Raw genomic sequence first — 15286 nt, 5'->3', positions numbered from 1 at the left:
AAAAAACCGCTCAAACGAGAGAGCGGTTTTTTTAATGATCTCCACTTACTTTAACAGCTATGGCTGCTGCCGATCGCTTTTTTAGACGGTAATATCCAATGAGTAAGAATGGAACGCCTGCGATGGTGATCATTGACAAGACCGTAAAAATGGAGAGGGGATGGGCTGCGCCAAAATAGTCAATGCACAGTCCGCCGACAAATGGTCCGATGACACTGCCGAGCTGAGAAAATCCCATCGCCCCAAAGTACGATCCCTTCACTTCAGGCTTTGCAATATTGTCTACAAAAAGATCCATCATCGCAAACAGCAGAACCTCTCCAATCGTAAACACGACAATGATGAAAGCAAGCATGCCGAGACTTTGTGAAAAAGCAATGGCAAACAAACTGCCGGCAAGAAGAATATTCCCGGTGGTCAGCGACAAAATGGTGGAGTAGCGCTTCGCAATCATAATGAGCGGATATTGTACGACAATGACAACCACTGCATTTAAAGATAAAAGATATCCAAACAGTTTAGGACCATCCTCAATCATAGGTGACGCTGATAAGTATTGAGGCAGCGTTGAGCTTAAATGCGAATACCCGAACGAACATAAGGTAACGCCGATGAGGATGATGCTAAAGACCGTATCTTTTTGGATAATGGAAAGGGCTTTTTTGACGCTGATTTGTTTCGTACTTTCTGGAGCAGCAACTGGATGCTTCTGAAATTGCCAGGCCAGTGTTAATCCATATAACAAATAAATGAAGGCAGCGACAAGAAATGGAAACGTTGTTTTCGATGACCCGAGATATAAGCCAAGCAGCGGGCCGAAGATCACCCCGATATTAATGGCCGTATACCGTAAATTAAAAACAAACAACCGAATACTTGATGGGGTGACATCAGATAAGAGTGCCTTAGACGTCGGTTCAAACAGTGCCCGGCACAGTCCATTTAAAGCGTTCATGAGAAAGAAGACCCAAATGGCATCTGCAAACGCAAAGCCAACAAAGACAAGTGTCCAGCCGAAGATGGATAGAAGCATGACCTTTTTCCTGCCGATTCGGTCAGAAACATAGCCGCCGTAAAAACTCGCCACGATCCCAATAAGGGAGCTGACGGCAATGATTAACCCAGCTGAAGAAGCTGAAGCCCCTTTGACTTGTGTCAAATAAACGGCCAAAAAAGGAATGCTCATGGACGTCGCCATTCGGCCGAATATGGTGCCGATGATGATCGTCCAACTAAGTGGATGTAAAGTACGTAAGTTATTTTTCATGATGTTTCTCCCCTGAGTGTTAAGATGTTCCAATCATACATGAAAAATTGTGCAAATTAAATACACAATTTGATGGAGGAGACATCCGTCATATGGCAGAGGAGGCCCGAATAGCTCGCAAATTTGGAGAGCATGTTTTTTTCTGCCGATGCTTCTAGTCTTTTAGATCTTCTGATTCGTATGGTCATTTAAAGACAATTTAATCAAGATCAATCGCGACAATTTGCTGCAAGGACAGGTGGAGAACATCTTCATCATTGACGATTTTTATGCGCTGCGTTTCATAATGAATGGTTTTCACCCAGCCCCAAAACTGCTGTTTCATACCTGCTGCAGCATATGTCACGCAAATCGCTTGGTCCTCTGTAATCGACTGTGTGATCAAAAAATTCATTTCCTCTAGCTGATCAGTACTCAGCGAAGGAGGTGTGTATTCTTTTTTTTTCCGTTTTTGAGCAAGCAGCTGTTCACGGTGCTCTGGGAGCATCATTCGGCTTGATTCCCACATGATGTTGTATCCAGGTGTTAATTTATTGGGATTCATGGCTGTTCGCCTCCGTTATTTGTAATGTCCACCAATTTTTTCGGCGCGGTGATACGCCTGCCCTGCGCTTGTTAGTGACGAAGCGTGCAAGAGTGCAGCAGGTCCATACTTCATATGGATCGCATCAAATACTTTGCTGAGTCTGTCTTTTTTGAAATGGTGATCAAATAAACTCAGCTGATATTGGCTGTCAGGCTGCAGCTGCGAGAGAGTAATACCTACACTGCGAATGGGCTGGCCGTCCCAGTGCTGCTGGCATAGCTGAATAGCTGCTTCTGCAATATCTGTTCCGTATTGTGTGGGTGAATGGAGCTTGATTTGTCTATGAAATCCAGTCGGATGAGAAAAATCAGCGCCTCTTACGCCAACAGACACCGTTTGCCCAACATAATGCTTAAAGCGCGCACGTCTTGCCACTTCTTCACTCAATTCAAGAAGGGCGACTTTGATGTCCTCAAAGGACGCATAATCATGGGGAAGGGTCATATGATGCCCAACCGCTTTTTGCTGATCATGTGTGTGAAGAGTGACCGGGGAAGGGTCGTGTCCTAAAGCAGTTCGCTGCAGAAGCTCCCCGTTGATTCCCCAGCGTTTTTTTAGCCGGTCTAACGGATAAGCAGCAAGCGTCCCGATGGTACTGATGCCCATTCGTTTTAAATGGTGCTCCATCCGTTTGCCGACGCCAAATAATTTTCCAATCGGAAGCGGCCATAAATCAGCCGCAACCCGGTCTGCACGAAGTTCATAGATGCCAGATTTGTTTTTTTTAGCAAAATGGTCACAGGCCATTTTAGCGAGCACTTTATTAGGGCCAATCCCAACACGTGCGTAAATGCCTGTCTGGTTCATAATGGTCGTTTGTATATTTTGAGCGATCTCGCGCGGCGAACCGAGTAGTGTCACACTTCCCGTAATATCGAGAAACTGTTCATCAATTGAATAGGGTTCGACAAGATCTGTGTATTGTTCAAGCAGTTCTGTCATCATGACAGAGACATCAAGGTAGCGCTGCATACGTGGACGTACGACGACGGCTTCAGGGCATTTCTCCTTTGCTTCCCATAATCTTGATGCATTTTGTACGCCCCGTTTTTTAGCAAGCGGGCAGGCCGCAAGTACGACCCCGCTCCGCCGCTCGGGATCTCCTGAGACGATGAGCGGCACATCCTTCAAATGGGGAGCCTCCACTTTTTCGACTGACGCATAAAACGACTGCATATCCACAAGCAGAATGGCTCGTTCATTCATGATTTTCACCTCTTAGAACGTATGTTCTGTATACATTTTAACCGCCAGAAGGTGAAATTGATACTGGTAAATCATTCAAAGAGAAGAGTGTAAATCCATACAAAAAAGACGAAGTGTCTCCACTTCGTCTCATCTGGGTAAAATGAGTCATTTTAAGCATGTGCCAAGTTATTTGATGTTTGGAGCGGCTCAGAACGCAAACGATAGGCCGTTAGTTTTTTCTTAGGCTTATGGGTAAACTGCCGCACCACATCCACGTGGTCATCGTAATGATACAGATAAAGGGTTACATCATGCTTGCCAAGCTTTGTTTGCATGGTAAGCGGCGCCGGCCCTTCCTGCGGATGAAGAAAACGCTCTTCGTCACCAGGATAAATATAATAGCGTTCAATAAAGATCGCATCATTAAAATGTTGAATAATTTCGGATGTTTGCTGATCATCGAGTGGACGTCCTTGAAACGTCATCGTTGTTTGATCACTTGTTACTTTTGCATGCACCGCATAACGACTAAAAAGGCGTTCAACAACACCCGAAGGCAGCGAAGTGACAAGCAGCTTTAAAAGACTAAACACAACAAGTGAAGTAACAATCCAAACCAATATCATCATCTCCAATAAACATTTGTTACATTTCTTATATGAACAATTTTAACATAACAAAAGAATGGATCTTTCGCATAAAAAGTGAACTTTTTGAAATAAGTGTGAAGATTTAAAAGGAGATGACAGCAAAAGAACGAAGAACCAACAAAGCTGAAAGGAAAAAAGGCTGATACATCACCTTTACAAACAATTGATCAGACAGGTAGACTATTGAAACAGTTGATTTTTGTGAAAAAAGAGCGGTACAGCTAAAAATGAAAAGGGGCGAGGCCATCATGATACGTCAAGTGAAGCCGTCAGATTTTTATGCGGTCACATCCGTCATTCAAAGCTGGTGGGGAGGCAGAGATTTACGCGCGAAATTGCCAAAGCTATTTTTCGAACATTTTCAGCAAACAAGTTTTGTCGTTGTTGAAAAAGGTGAACTGATCGGCTTTCTAGTCGGTTTTTTATCGCAATCGCATTCAAATGAAGCGTATATTCACTTTGTTGGGGTACATCCAGACCACCGGAAATTGAAGATTGGCAAAATTCTCTATCAAGCGTTTTATGAAGCGGCTGAAAAGGAAGGAAGAACAACGATTAAGGCTATTACAGCTCCTGTCAATAAAGTCTCGATTGCTTACCATACAAAGCTCGGTTTTCAGATAGAAAAGGGAGATAAAACAGTGGATGGTATTTCAGTTTTTTCAGATTACGACGGCATTCATGAAGACCGGGTGCTATTTGTGAAAAAGCTGGAGGCGAAAGCATGATCATCAGACTGGATCAAAAAAATGAAGAACAAGCGAAAGAGCTGTTACATATCCAATTGGCTGCATATCAGCGGGAGGCAGAACAAATTGGCTATCAAGATTTACCGCCCTTAAAAGAAACAGTTCAAGACATAATAGAAACAGATGAGATTTTCATAGGCTTTGAAAAAGAGGGGCATTTGTTAGGAATCGCTTCATATGAACTGCATGATGATCGGATCATCCTCAGCCGGTTAGCTGTGCACCCACAACATGTCAATCAAGGAATCGGGACAGCGCTCCTGCAATCCATTATCCAGTATCAAAAAACAGTCGAGCTCACAACAGCAGAGGCAAATACACCAGCAATCAAGCTTTATGAAAAACTAGGGTTTAAACAGAAAGCCCGTTTGCAGGTGGAAAACAAGCTGATGTTAACAAAGATGGAACGTTTGATGCTTCGAAAGGTGGAAGTGATTGAATACCAATCGGGCTGGCCAAAACAATTTCAAGATGAGCATGACAAGCTGAAAAAGATAGTTGGCGACAACTGGGTATATGGCCACCATATTGGCAGTACGTCAGTCATAGGAATGGCGGCTAAGCCAATTATTGATATCTTGCTAGAGGTGAAGCATATCAGCACCTTAGATGAGTGTAACCACCTGTTTCGCCAGCTTGGATATGAACCGCTCGGAGAAAATGGACTCAAGGGAAGACGTTTTTTTAGAAAAGGCGGCTTGAACCGAACACATCACGTTCACGCCTATGAAGCCGGCCATGATGATGTAAAAAGGCATTTGGTATTCCGAGATTATTTAAAAGCTGCACCTGATCGTGCCAAAGCCTATGCAGATAAAAAGCGTCAATTGGCAAAAGCCTATCCTGAAGATATGGCAAGTTATATCAAAGGAAAAGATGAGCTCATTAAAGAAATTGAACAAGAAGCGTACAATTGGTCAGACCAGTTAAAGACAAATGATCAGACATAAGAGCTAACAGGGCGTGAACATGTTTAATTGATGACTGATATGTTACAATGTAACAATCAACGAAAAAAGGATGTTCGGCATGTATATTCATATAACAGAACCAGCAGCAGTGTTCCTTACAAAACAACAAGCAGGGCATGAATCAAAAGAACTGCTCCTTCGATATGATTCAGATGGGTGCGGCTGTGCGGTAAGCGGTGTCCCAATGATTTGGCTCACAGGTGAAAGAACAGGCGAATGGGAAGAACTCAAGCATAATCAGCTCTTTAAGCTGTACATACACACAGCACAAAAGGTCTTTTTTGACGAGGAAATGACGATTGATTTTAACGAAAAAGCCAACACACTCATGTTGAAAAGTCCTCAACAAATACTCAGCCCGAGAATGGGTATACTTGTAAAGTAAGGTGGAAATGTAGTGGATCAAAAGCTAAAAGTGATACAAAATACGGCACAAAATAAAACATGGGTGTCGTTTTTAAATAACAATCATCCCTATAGCCTTTTGCACTGGTCAATAGGTGGAATGGATTCGGTGAAAAAGGACGTTTGGCTTCTTCAAGATGAAGTCACATTTGAAACAGAAGAATTTCCAACGCTCGAATTAGCTGTCAATTGGATCAAAGAGAATATGGACCAAGTAACAGATGTATTATAAAAGCCCTTTTTCGGAAGGGTTTTTTTCGTGCGTTCATCATCTCATCAAACCGCACGGCTGTCTAATCCGGAAAATGATCTTTTGGGAACGGAAAAAGCCGTTTTTCAACAAACAATTCGACAAAATGAGCAAGCTGGAAATAAAAAAATAATGGCTGTAAATGCCGAAAAATAGGCATTTGTAGCGTTAATTGCGGGATACCGAAAACTTTGCGAAAAATGACATTTCATATTTCTTCCATTCGAGGAAATGTGATAGAATACAACATGTATCGTATATGGGAAGGGAGGTGCTAAAGTGAATTGAAGCTCAAGCTGTCATCGCCTCAGGTTGGAATCAAAATAAACGAATGGTATAGGCAGATTTGCGGATTTCATGTGATGAAAGCAGAGAAGCTGAAGGCGGAGATCGAGCAGGAAATCCTGGAGATGGAGCAGGATCAAAACTTGTTATTGTTTTACCAGCTGATGGATTTTCGCCACAAGGTGATGCTTGAATATTTTGAACCGGCAAAGAAAGCCTCGAATGATGAAGAGATTAAGAATTTGCTAGAAACGATTGAACATTCACAAACGAAATTAACGGATATGCTTGAATACTATGTTCATTTTTTCACAGGAATGTTTGAATTTGAACAGAGAAACTATTTAAGTGCCATTGCTTATTACCGCTCAGCAGAAAAAAAGCTCAATCTCATATCAGATGATATAGAAAGAGCAGAATTTTACTTTAAATTAGCAGAAATTTACTACCACATGAAACAAACCCACTTTTCGATGCACTATGCCTTGCAAGCGTTAGATACGTATTCTGCCTACAGAACGTACACGCTGAGAATCATCCACTGTGAATTTGTCATTGGTGCAAACTATGATGATTTGAAATGCTATGAACATGCATTGCCCTACTTTAAAAATGCTCTAAAGCGAGCACGCTCAATTGGAAACCCTCGAGTCATAGGTTCGGCCCTTTTCAACTTAGGTAACTGTTATTATCAAATGAACGATCTTGCGGAAGCAAGCCGTTATCTGAAAGACTCTATTGAAGTGTTTGAAAAGGAGAATTTAACCCATCTTAATCGCTCTCTAGACCCACTATTTATGCTGACACAAATCCTGTTTAAACAAAAACAAATAGAAGAGTCGTTAACCCTCTATCAACAAGGTATTATGAAGGCCTGTGAATTAGAAGATGAAATTTACATCTGCAAATTTCAGTTCTTAAAAGCATTATACGTTGATGCAGACATAACAATCATAGACGATACATTAGACCTGCTCGAGGACAAGCGCTTATACCCAGATATTGAGGAATTGGCACTTGATGCGGCTCATTATTACAATGAGCTTGGACTGTTTGAAGTATCTACCCGGTTTTACGAAAGGAAAATTCAAGCCATATCAAAAATCCAAAATGGGGGTCATTTATATGAAAACGAGTTTGATAGTTCTTTTATTGGCAGCAACTGCAGGATTATCGGTCATGAGTCAGCAGCAATCGGAAGAGAGCCATATGGAGCTTGCGGGCAGACACCATACAACAGTGGTGACTATCGTATAAGTTAGCTCAAAAAGAGGGGACGAACTGCTGTTCATTCTCCTCTTTTATTTTCATTCAATTCAAATTTTTGAAGAAATGCTTGAATTTCTTGCTCATAAGCTTCCTTATTTTCGCTAAAAGACATTGCATGCGCACCGTGTGGCGCAATAAATAACTGTTTGTCACCCTTTTTTCGTGCATATAACTGCTGACTTTGCTCACAGGGGATATAGTCGTCATGGCGGCTATGAATAAAAAGTACAGGTTCTTTCACCTGGTCGATCACATCAAGAGGGGAAACTTGCCGGATGCGGTATCCATCCCGCCATTTTAACACTTGATCACTTAGTGGAAGAATCCACTCTCCTGAAAGGCGAAAATCTGTTTTTAATCGATAAAGAAGCTGGTCCTCAAAAGAAGCAAAAGGGCAGTCTGCTATGTAAAAATTGGCGTTTGCTTCCGGCTTTGCAGCATATAACAAGGTCGTGACTGCACCCATTGATTCTCCGTGTATCCCAATGATGGCACTTTCTCCGAGTTTTTGTCTGAGCCACTTTACGATCTTTGCTAGATCTTCTTTTTCATAATATCCATAACTTGTGGTTTTCCCGCCGCTCATTCCATGTCTCCTATGATCATAAAGCATCACATTCCATCCGAGCTTTTGGAATAATTTCATATACTTAACGGAGTTAATCAAGCTGACTGTAACACCGTGGCAAAGGACGATTGTGCGTGTTGTATGTGGATACGGCACAAAATAGCCATGGAGATCATAACCAAATGCTGAAGGAATACACACTTTCTCTTTTTTAAGCTGTTGAAATTCCTCATGATGATAATGGCCTCCATCTGATTCTCGTTTGATGAGCTCTTCATCCGTTAATTTTCGAATATACATCATTTTATTGGTGAAAAAAATGCCGATTGCAGCGAGTGGACATAATATGAAGGCAAATATAGCGATCCATTTCTTCATCTAGCCGATTCTTCCTTTCCGGAGTTTTTTCTACGACGATCATACCACATCTTGGGAGATTGGCGTGCCTCTTGCTCAGAAAATAAAACGGATGATACACTAAGTCAAAAGGAGAGAGGCACAATGAAAAAGACCAAACAAGATCAAGTGAAATTAAAGGACGGCATAAACGATGATGTCAAACAGCAGCTTCTTCAAATGAAGCAGAACCTTGCCGTCGAAACAGAAAAAAGAGAAGAACAAAAACGACAAGACCTCCTTCGGCAGCAGAAAGAAAAAGAAAAAAACAAAAGCTTTTCAGAGCTGCTAGATGAAAGCCATTTAGACTGGAGAAAGTATAAAAGCTAAAAAAGAGGGCGATGATGCTCTCTTTTTTCATACCATCATTTTAAGATAGATCCACAGCAGAAACATAGAAGTGCTTAAAGAGAAAAGCACTTCTTCCCCCTTCACATCACTTCATTTCAGAATTGTGACAGTATGATATCTATAGTCAAACGAAACGAAATCCCATAACTTATGTTTAAGATAGAAGTAAAAAGGTGAGTATTGAATTATTTAAATTCCTTTTTATTGAAAATACGGTTATTAAGACCCTTTTGATAGAGGATCATTCTCCTTATAATGAAGGTGTATTACAAAATTTGGGAATGGAGATGATTCACATGAAATTGAGAAAAACAATGGCTGGAGTCGCTTTATCTTTAGGATTGCTTTTACCTGTTTCTGGACAAGCTCTTGCTACAAATGATTTAACGAATGCTGATTTGAGTACAAAGGCTACTTCAATTGTAGATTGTTCTGTAACCCCTTTTAAAGGCGCAAGTAATCGGCTATGTATGTATTCAGATAATGGTTCTTTTGCAAATAGTTTCAGTCGCTTTGGTACTACATTTTATCTTAAAGGCAAATCTGGAAATTATGCATATTATGAAAGTGCAAGATAAGGACAACGGGGCTTTTAGCCCCTCCTCATTTTTAATAGAGAAACACTAGTATCATACATACGCTAAAATAAAAAGATTGTAGAAAAACATGAGTTTTTCTACAATCTGAGAGATCACATCATATGATCTTTTTTGTTATTTGAACCGGTGCGTTTCATACACAGATGGTTTTGTATAGTAAGTTAATGCTTTGACTTCTTGGTCACTTAATGAACGTGCATTTGCTGCTGCTATATTTTCTTTTAACTGATCCACTGAGCTTGCACCAAATACAACGGAACTGACCGCAGAATGTTTTAGTATATACTGAATGGACAGTTCAGTGAGTGATAGGTCATAAGCGACTTTCTTTAAAGAAGGAATGATCTGCTGAAGCTCTTCAAATGAATATTGAAGATAGCCGTTTTTTTGAATCGCTGCACTTGCTTGAGAAAGTGGCTTCTCAGTTAATAATCCTTTCGCTAAAGGACCTCTTGCGACGACACTAATGCTTTGTTCTTCAAGTAGAGAGAACCATTCTTCTGGGCGGCGGTCGAGTAAACTATATTGCATCATCACGCTTACGATATTGGACTTTTTGGCATATTCTTTAATGACATTTGGACGGATAGATGAAATGCCATAATAGCGAATTACGCCTTCCTCTACTAACTCTTCAAAAGCCTCAATCGTTTCATCAATGGGGTCATCAATCGTGCCTCCGTGTAATTGATATAAATCAATATAATCTGTTTGAAGCCGCTTGAGGCTTTGTTTTACTGCTTCCTTTATGTACGCTTTTGAAGGATCCCAGTCCCAGCCTGGTTTGCCTTTTTCAAAGCGGTTGCCGCCTTTTGTCGCCAAAATCAAATCCTGCCGTCTGTTTTTAATGGCTTCCCCGACAATTTCCTCATTTGTCCCAAAATCATATAAATCGGCTGTATCCAAATAGTTAATTCCGAGATCAATGGCCTCATCTAATAAAGAGAGCGCTTTTTCTTTTTCCGTCCCAAGAGACATGCATCCTAGTGCCGCCTCGCTCACTAAGAGATCTGAGGTGCCAATTCGTCTTTTTTTCAATTCCATCACACTCCTATCCTTTCACATTAAGTGAAAAAAATCAGGAATTCAAGCTAGGTGATTTCAAATGGCGCATTGAAGCAAGCGTTTCGCTTTTCGCTTCTCTTAAATCATCTATGTTAAAATAAATGAAGTAAAAAGTGAAAGTAGAACGAGGAGCTGACAAAATTGAAGGACTTTGAAGAAAAAACATTATCGTCTAAAGAATTATACAACGGAAAAATCATTGATTTGGTTCTTGAAGATGTAGAATTGCCTAATGGAAAACAAGGCAAACGCGAAATCATTAAACATCCTGGTGCAGTAGCCGTCATTGCACGTACAGACGAAAATAAAATCATCTTGGTCAAACAATACCGTAAAGCACTAGAGAGAGCCATCGTTGAAATTCCGGCCGGAAAACTAGAAAAAGGGGAAGAGCCGGCACATACAGCATTAAGAGAATTAGAAGAAGAAACAGGATATACAACTCAGCAGCTTCAAAAGCTGACGGCCTTTTATACATCACCTGGTTTTGCAGATGAAATTGTTCACATCTATCTAGCAGATCAGCTAGTTCCGCTTGAAGAAAAAAGAGAGCTGGATGAAGATGAATTTGTCGAAGTAATGGAAGTTTCATTAGAAGAAGCCTTGCACCTCATTGAACAGCAGCATATTTATGATGCAAAAACAGCCTATGCCATTCAGTACTTACAACTGCAAGAGGTACTTGAGTCAACAAAATGAAGGAATTTTTTGCAGACATCCATATCCATATTGGCAGAACAAGAACAGGCAGAGCTGTCAAAATTACAGGTGCAAGGTCACTGACAATTGATCAAATTCTTATTGAAGCAGCAGAAAGTAAAGGGATGGGGATGATTGGTGTGATTGATGCACAATCTCCAGAAGTCCTAGAAGAATTAATAGAAGGTGTAGAGGAAGGCAGGTACACTGAACTAAATGACGGCGGTCTATCATTTGGAGAGACAGTGCTGCTTTTAGGCAGTGAATTAGAAATCAATGATGACCATTCAAAGGGACCGATTCATGTGCTGGCATTTATGCCCACACTACACAAAATGTCTGAGTTTTCCGCCTGGCTTTCGCTTCATATGAAAAATGTACATTTGAGTTCACAGCGCCTCTATGTTGATGGGAAAACACTTCAGCGCAAGGTTAAGGAGCTGGGAGGTTTGTTTATTCCTGCTCATATTTTCACGCCGCATAAAAGTCTATACGGCAAAGGGGTCAACACTTCTTTAACGGAAGTATTTGATCCTGACCTTATTGATGCTGTTGAGCTTGGTCTTAGCTGTGATACGTCAATGGCGTCCCAGTTGAGTGAGCTGAACCGGTATCCCTTTTTAACGAATTCAGATGCTCATTCTTTAGGGAAAATCGCGCGGGAATATACAAAAATCAAAATGGATCATGCCTCTTTTGCCGAATTCAAGCTAGCCCTTGAAGAAAAAGATGGCAGAGCTGTTACAGGAAATTATGGACTTGCTCCGCGGCTTGGGAAGTATTATCATACGACCTGCGAGAAATGCGGGGTTAGACCTCACGCACCAGATCAAAAAGAGTGCCATGTATGCGGACATACACGGATGACAAAAGGAGTAAGTGAACGTTTAGAAGAGCTTGCTGACCAAGAAAGTGAAAAAAGAACGAGACCTCCTTATGTTCATCAGCTTCCGCTTCAGTTTATTCCGGGAGTTGGACCTAAAACACTGGAGAAGCTAAAAGCCGTGTTTCACACAGAGATGAATATTTTACATCAAGCAACAGAACAAGAACTAAAAGCCGTTCTGCCAGAAAAGACAGCGGGCTACATCATCAAAGCAAGGAAGGGCGAAGTCGGACTCATCGCTGGTGGAGGCGGAGTGTACGGTAAGGTGGATATCAATCATGAGTCACATTAAATGGACATGTCACACATTTGAACAATTGTCAAAAGAGGATCTTTACTTGATTCTCATGGAAAGAGTCAACGTGTTTGTTGTTGAACAAACATGCCCTTACCCTGAAATTGATCACAGGGACCAAGAAGCGCTTCATCTCATCGCAAAAGAGAACGGCGTCATTGTGGCGTATTGCCGAATTTTCCAAAACGGGATCATGTACAAAGAGGCGTCCATCGGCCGCGTTCTTGTGACGCAGGCCGGCCGGAAAAAAGGCTATGGAAAGCTGCTGCTCATCAAGGCTTTAGAAAAGCTTAGTGAATTAGGTGAAACAAGTATCAAAATACAGGCGCAAGCCTACCTGAAGTCATTTTACGAATCATTTGGTTTCAAGGCCGTCTCAGATGTTTATGATGAAGATGGGATTCCGCATCTTGATATGGTGAAAACAGAAAGATAGACGTGTATACGTCTATCTTTTTTATGGAACATCGTGTATCATAACGTCAACGAAAGGGGTTTTGCCAAATGGGAAAAAGCAGAGCAAAGAAAACACGAGAGCATATCCAAAGGCAGCACAGCCGAAATCCAGAACTGTCGAGAGGAAACATGCCGCATTTTAGCACACACGAAAGGAAGACAAAAACAAAACGAGAAGCCTTGCAGCATATGATGAAAAAACATAAAGGACGAAATGCTTATGATCACTATCAAGAGGATCATAAGCATTTTTATTTTGCTTTTTTGTGACAACTAGATCAAATAAATGGAAAATTTTAAAAAATAGGACAAACGGTCGTTTCTTTTTGTCTAAAAATGTAGTTAAATGACAAAAAGAAACGAAAGGGAGAGTGAGTATCGTGAACGTCAAGTCATTTGGAGCAGGGCTTTGTATGGCAAGTGTGCTTGTGGCATCGGTCATGTTTGGCACGTCAGATATTTCTGCAAAGGAGCAAGCAAAAAAAGAGTACATGATCGGCTTTTCTTCTTCCGTTCAAGATAAAACACAAAAACAGCTTGTAGAAGAAGCTGGCGGGCATGTGAAAGAATCCATAGAGCAAATAGATATGATGAAAGTGTCATTGAATGAGACTTCGAAAAAGAAACTGAATGAAGCAAAAGAAGTGACCTTCATCGAGGAAGACCAAAAAGCAAAAACTAGCGGTCAAACTGTTCCATACGGCATCAAAAGCATCAAAGCACAAAAGGTACATAAACAAGGATACGCTGGACAGAATGTCAAAGTAGCCGTTCTTGACAGCGGCATCGACGGTAAACATGAGGATTTACATGTCACCGGCGGGGTGAGCTTTGTACCGGCAGAGTCTGATCCGCTTGTTGATCCCCATGAACATGGAACGCATGTGGCAGGCACAATTGCCGCATTAGATAATAAGGTAGGTGTCGTTGGTGTTGCGCCAAAAGCTTCTATCTATGCTGTCAAGGTGGCAGATGAAAATGGTGATGGCTACTATAGCTGGATCATAAAAGGGATTGAATGGGCCATTGAGAATGACATGGATGTCATCAATATTAGTATGGGGGGAGCAAGTGAATCTGAGGCGCTGAAAGAAGCGGTAGATCGAGCGTATGATAAAGGGATTCTCATTGTGGCTTCTGCAGGGAATGAAGGAAGCTATGGCTCTCTCAATACGATTGACTATCCGGCTAAATACAGCTCAGTGATGGCGGTTGCCTCTGTTGACCAAAAAAAGCAAAGAGCCTTTGATTCATCTGTTGGCGAGGAAATCGAAGTCTCAGCACCAGGCGTTTCAACGCTGAGCACCATTCCTCATAACGAATACGGCTACATGAGCGGAACGTCAATGGCATCACCGCATGTAGCGGGCGCTGCGGCTGTCATTCTATCAAAACATCCGAATCTGACAAACGATGAAGTACGCGAGAGATTGTCAAAAACGGCGACAAAGCTTGGAGAACCTTTTTATTATGGTGCCGGGCTTGTGAATGTACAAAAAGCCGCTCGATAAATGAAAAAGAGAAAGCAGTGAGCAGGCTGCTTTCTCTTTTTTCTTTCGATAAAACTGTCATGTTTCGTAATCTCTCTCATAGAATCTAGTAACCTTACTATTTGGGAGGAAGACACATGCGGAAAAAGTCTTGGAAGGAGCATCTTCTTCAGCACGTAAAAGATCATCTCTCGATTTATTTATTTGTCTCTGTACTCTTTTTAATGGGTGTGATCTTCGGGGCCATCATTGTCAATAGCATGACATTCAGCCAGAAAGAGGATTTATTCTATTATTTAAATCAATTTTTTGGTCAGCTGACAAATGAGAAAGCAGCAGAATCAAAAGAAATGTTTTTACAAAGCTTCCTGCATCATATGAAATATTTAGGCCTTATGTGGATTCTGGGAATCTCCATCGTTGGTCTGCCGCTTATCTTTCTTATGATCTTTTTAAAAGGAATTGTTGTTGGGTTTACTGTTGGTTTTCTCGTGAATCAAATGGGGCTGAGTGGATTTTTTCTCTCGTTCGTATCGGTGCTTCCGCAAAACATTTTGCTCATTCCAGCCTATTTAGTAATTGGCACTTGTGCGATTGCGTTTTCCATCCGTCTCATTGGACAGCTCTTCATGAAAAAAACCATCAGTCAAGCACCCGTCCAGTGGTTTGGCCGGTATGCATCAGTTCTGCTGATGATTTTAGCGCTTGCTGCACTTTCGTCTTTTTTTGAATCGTACATATCATTCATGCTGATGAAAAAGCTGGCAGGTGTTCTTTTATAATTGTTATTAATTAATAATCAATTTATTTATCAATTTAAAATGATTATAGTTGGCTCTCAGCACATCATTTGATATAATG

At 41.2% G+C, this 15286-nt stretch carries 20 protein-coding genes; 14 read left to right on the top strand and 6 right to left on the bottom strand.

The window, feature by feature from the left end; translation table 11 throughout:
- Positions 1-31 precede the first annotated feature (31 nt).
- From H7F25_RS09580 to H7F25_RS09565, 4 genes are all read right to left on the bottom strand, one after another.
- The gene (locus tag H7F25_RS09580) at positions 32-1267 is read right to left on the bottom strand and encodes an MDR family MFS transporter (protein WP_024428045.1); all 1236 of its coding nucleotides are present in this window, start codon (positions 1265-1267) and stop codon (positions 32-34) included.
- Positions 1268-1466: 199 nt separating this feature from the next.
- Positions 1467-1811, bottom strand: a complete 345-nt coding sequence (locus H7F25_RS09575; protein ID WP_041117889.1) for a YolD-like family protein — start codon at positions 1809-1811, stop codon at positions 1467-1469.
- Positions 1812-1826: 15 nt separating this feature from the next.
- Positions 1827-3059 carry a DNA polymerase IV gene (locus tag H7F25_RS09570; protein WP_171464494.1) on the bottom strand — a complete coding sequence of 411 codons (1233 nt, stop codon included), beginning with the start codon at positions 3057-3059 and terminating at the stop codon, positions 1827-1829.
- A 152-nt stretch (positions 3060-3211) separates the two neighbouring features.
- Positions 3212-3661: a YfmQ family protein gene (locus H7F25_RS09565; protein ID WP_024422888.1), complete on the bottom strand. Its 450-nt coding sequence runs from the start codon at positions 3659-3661 to the stop codon at positions 3212-3214.
- Between the two features lie 278 nt (positions 3662-3939).
- On the opposite strand from H7F25_RS09565, the gene H7F25_RS09560 reads away from it, so the two are divergent.
- From H7F25_RS09560 to H7F25_RS09535, 6 genes are all read left to right on the top strand, one after another.
- Positions 3940-4419 carry a GNAT family N-acetyltransferase gene (locus H7F25_RS09560; RefSeq protein WP_125587268.1) on the top strand — a complete coding sequence of 160 codons (480 nt, stop codon included), beginning with the start codon at positions 3940-3942 and terminating at the stop codon, positions 4417-4419.
- Positions 4416-5390 (top strand): GNAT family N-acetyltransferase, encoded by a 975-nt coding sequence (locus tag H7F25_RS09555; protein WP_185853671.1) that lies wholly within the window; start codon positions 4416-4418, stop codon positions 5388-5390. The genes H7F25_RS09560 and H7F25_RS09555 overlap by 4 nt, the downstream gene beginning before the upstream one ends.
- Positions 5391-5469: 79 nt before the next feature.
- Positions 5470-5796: an iron-sulfur cluster biosynthesis family protein gene (locus H7F25_RS09550; protein WP_185853670.1), complete on the top strand. Its 327-nt coding sequence runs from the start codon at positions 5470-5472 to the stop codon at positions 5794-5796.
- 12 nt (positions 5797-5808) lie between these two features.
- Complete coding sequence (locus H7F25_RS09545; RefSeq protein ID WP_024422884.1) at positions 5809-6048, top strand: YqkC family protein; 240 nt, start codon at positions 5809-5811, stop codon at positions 6046-6048.
- A gap of 27 nt (positions 6049-6075) precedes the next feature.
- Positions 6076-6222 carry a hypothetical protein gene (locus H7F25_RS09540; protein WP_157840128.1) on the top strand — a complete coding sequence of 49 codons (147 nt, stop codon included), beginning with the start codon at positions 6076-6078 and terminating at the stop codon, positions 6220-6222.
- Between the two features lie 128 nt (positions 6223-6350).
- The gene (locus H7F25_RS09535; RefSeq protein ID WP_024428051.1) at positions 6351-7613 is read left to right on the top strand and encodes a response regulator aspartate phosphatase; all 1263 of its coding nucleotides are present in this window, start codon (positions 6351-6353) and stop codon (positions 7611-7613) included.
- A 26-nt stretch (positions 7614-7639) separates the two neighbouring features.
- Here the strand turns inward: H7F25_RS09535 and H7F25_RS09530 are convergent, their stop codons facing one another.
- A complete protein-coding gene (locus H7F25_RS09530) occupies positions 7640-8566 on the bottom strand; it encodes an alpha/beta hydrolase (protein ID WP_056767231.1) in 927 nt (308 codons plus the stop codon).
- A gap of 123 nt (positions 8567-8689) precedes the next feature.
- Here H7F25_RS09530 and H7F25_RS09525 point away from each other — a divergent pair, with 123 nt between their 5' ends.
- The gene (locus H7F25_RS09525; RefSeq protein ID WP_025093024.1) at positions 8690-8914 is read left to right on the top strand and encodes a YqkE family protein; all 225 of its coding nucleotides are present in this window, start codon (positions 8690-8692) and stop codon (positions 8912-8914) included.
- 194 nt (positions 8915-9108) lie between these two features.
- Positions 9109-9513 carry an antimicrobial peptide LCI gene (locus H7F25_RS09520; protein ID WP_235183618.1) on the top strand — a complete coding sequence of 135 codons (405 nt, stop codon included), beginning with the start codon at positions 9109-9111 and terminating at the stop codon, positions 9511-9513.
- A gap of 135 nt (positions 9514-9648) precedes the next feature.
- Here H7F25_RS09520 and H7F25_RS09515 read toward each other — a convergent pair whose 3' ends face one another.
- Positions 9649-10572 (bottom strand): aldo/keto reductase, encoded by a 924-nt coding sequence (locus tag H7F25_RS09515; protein ID WP_024422879.1) that lies wholly within the window; start codon positions 10570-10572, stop codon positions 9649-9651.
- A 168-nt stretch (positions 10573-10740) separates the two neighbouring features.
- On the opposite strand from H7F25_RS09515, the gene H7F25_RS09510 reads away from it, so the two are divergent.
- The 6 genes from H7F25_RS09510 to spoIIM all read left to right on the top strand — a co-directional run bounded on the left by H7F25_RS09510 (position 10741) and on the right by spoIIM (position 15207).
- Positions 10741-11298 (top strand): NUDIX hydrolase, encoded by a 558-nt coding sequence (locus H7F25_RS09510; protein ID WP_034622377.1) that lies wholly within the window; start codon positions 10741-10743, stop codon positions 11296-11298.
- On the top strand, positions 11295-12476 hold the full coding sequence (locus H7F25_RS09505; protein WP_024428054.1) for a TIGR00375 family protein: 1182 nt from the start codon (positions 11295-11297) through the stop codon (positions 12474-12476). Before H7F25_RS09510 ends, H7F25_RS09505 begins: the two co-directional genes overlap by 4 nt.
- Positions 12463-12915 (top strand): GNAT family N-acetyltransferase, encoded by a 453-nt coding sequence (locus H7F25_RS09500; RefSeq protein ID WP_073206188.1) that lies wholly within the window; start codon positions 12463-12465, stop codon positions 12913-12915. The genes H7F25_RS09505 and H7F25_RS09500 overlap by 14 nt, the downstream gene beginning before the upstream one ends.
- Before the next feature lie 68 nt (positions 12916-12983).
- A complete protein-coding gene (locus H7F25_RS09495; protein WP_151040033.1) occupies positions 12984-13205 on the top strand; it encodes a hypothetical protein in 222 nt (73 codons plus the stop codon).
- Between the two features lie 110 nt (positions 13206-13315).
- Positions 13316-14446 (top strand): S8 family peptidase, encoded by a 1131-nt coding sequence (locus H7F25_RS09490; protein WP_172880488.1) that lies wholly within the window; start codon positions 13316-13318, stop codon positions 14444-14446.
- A gap of 116 nt (positions 14447-14562) precedes the next feature.
- Complete coding sequence (gene spoIIM, locus H7F25_RS09485) at positions 14563-15207, top strand: stage II sporulation protein M (protein ID WP_024422873.1); 645 nt, start codon at positions 14563-14565, stop codon at positions 15205-15207.
- Positions 15208-15286 lie beyond the last annotated feature (79 nt).

The sequence above is a fragment of the Bacillus sp. PAMC28571 genome, from assembly GCF_014250435.1.
Classification (GTDB): domain Bacteria; phylum Bacillota; class Bacilli; order Bacillales; family Bacillaceae; genus Bacillus; species Bacillus safensis.
This window is presented reverse-complemented; position numbering and strand designations above follow the sequence as displayed.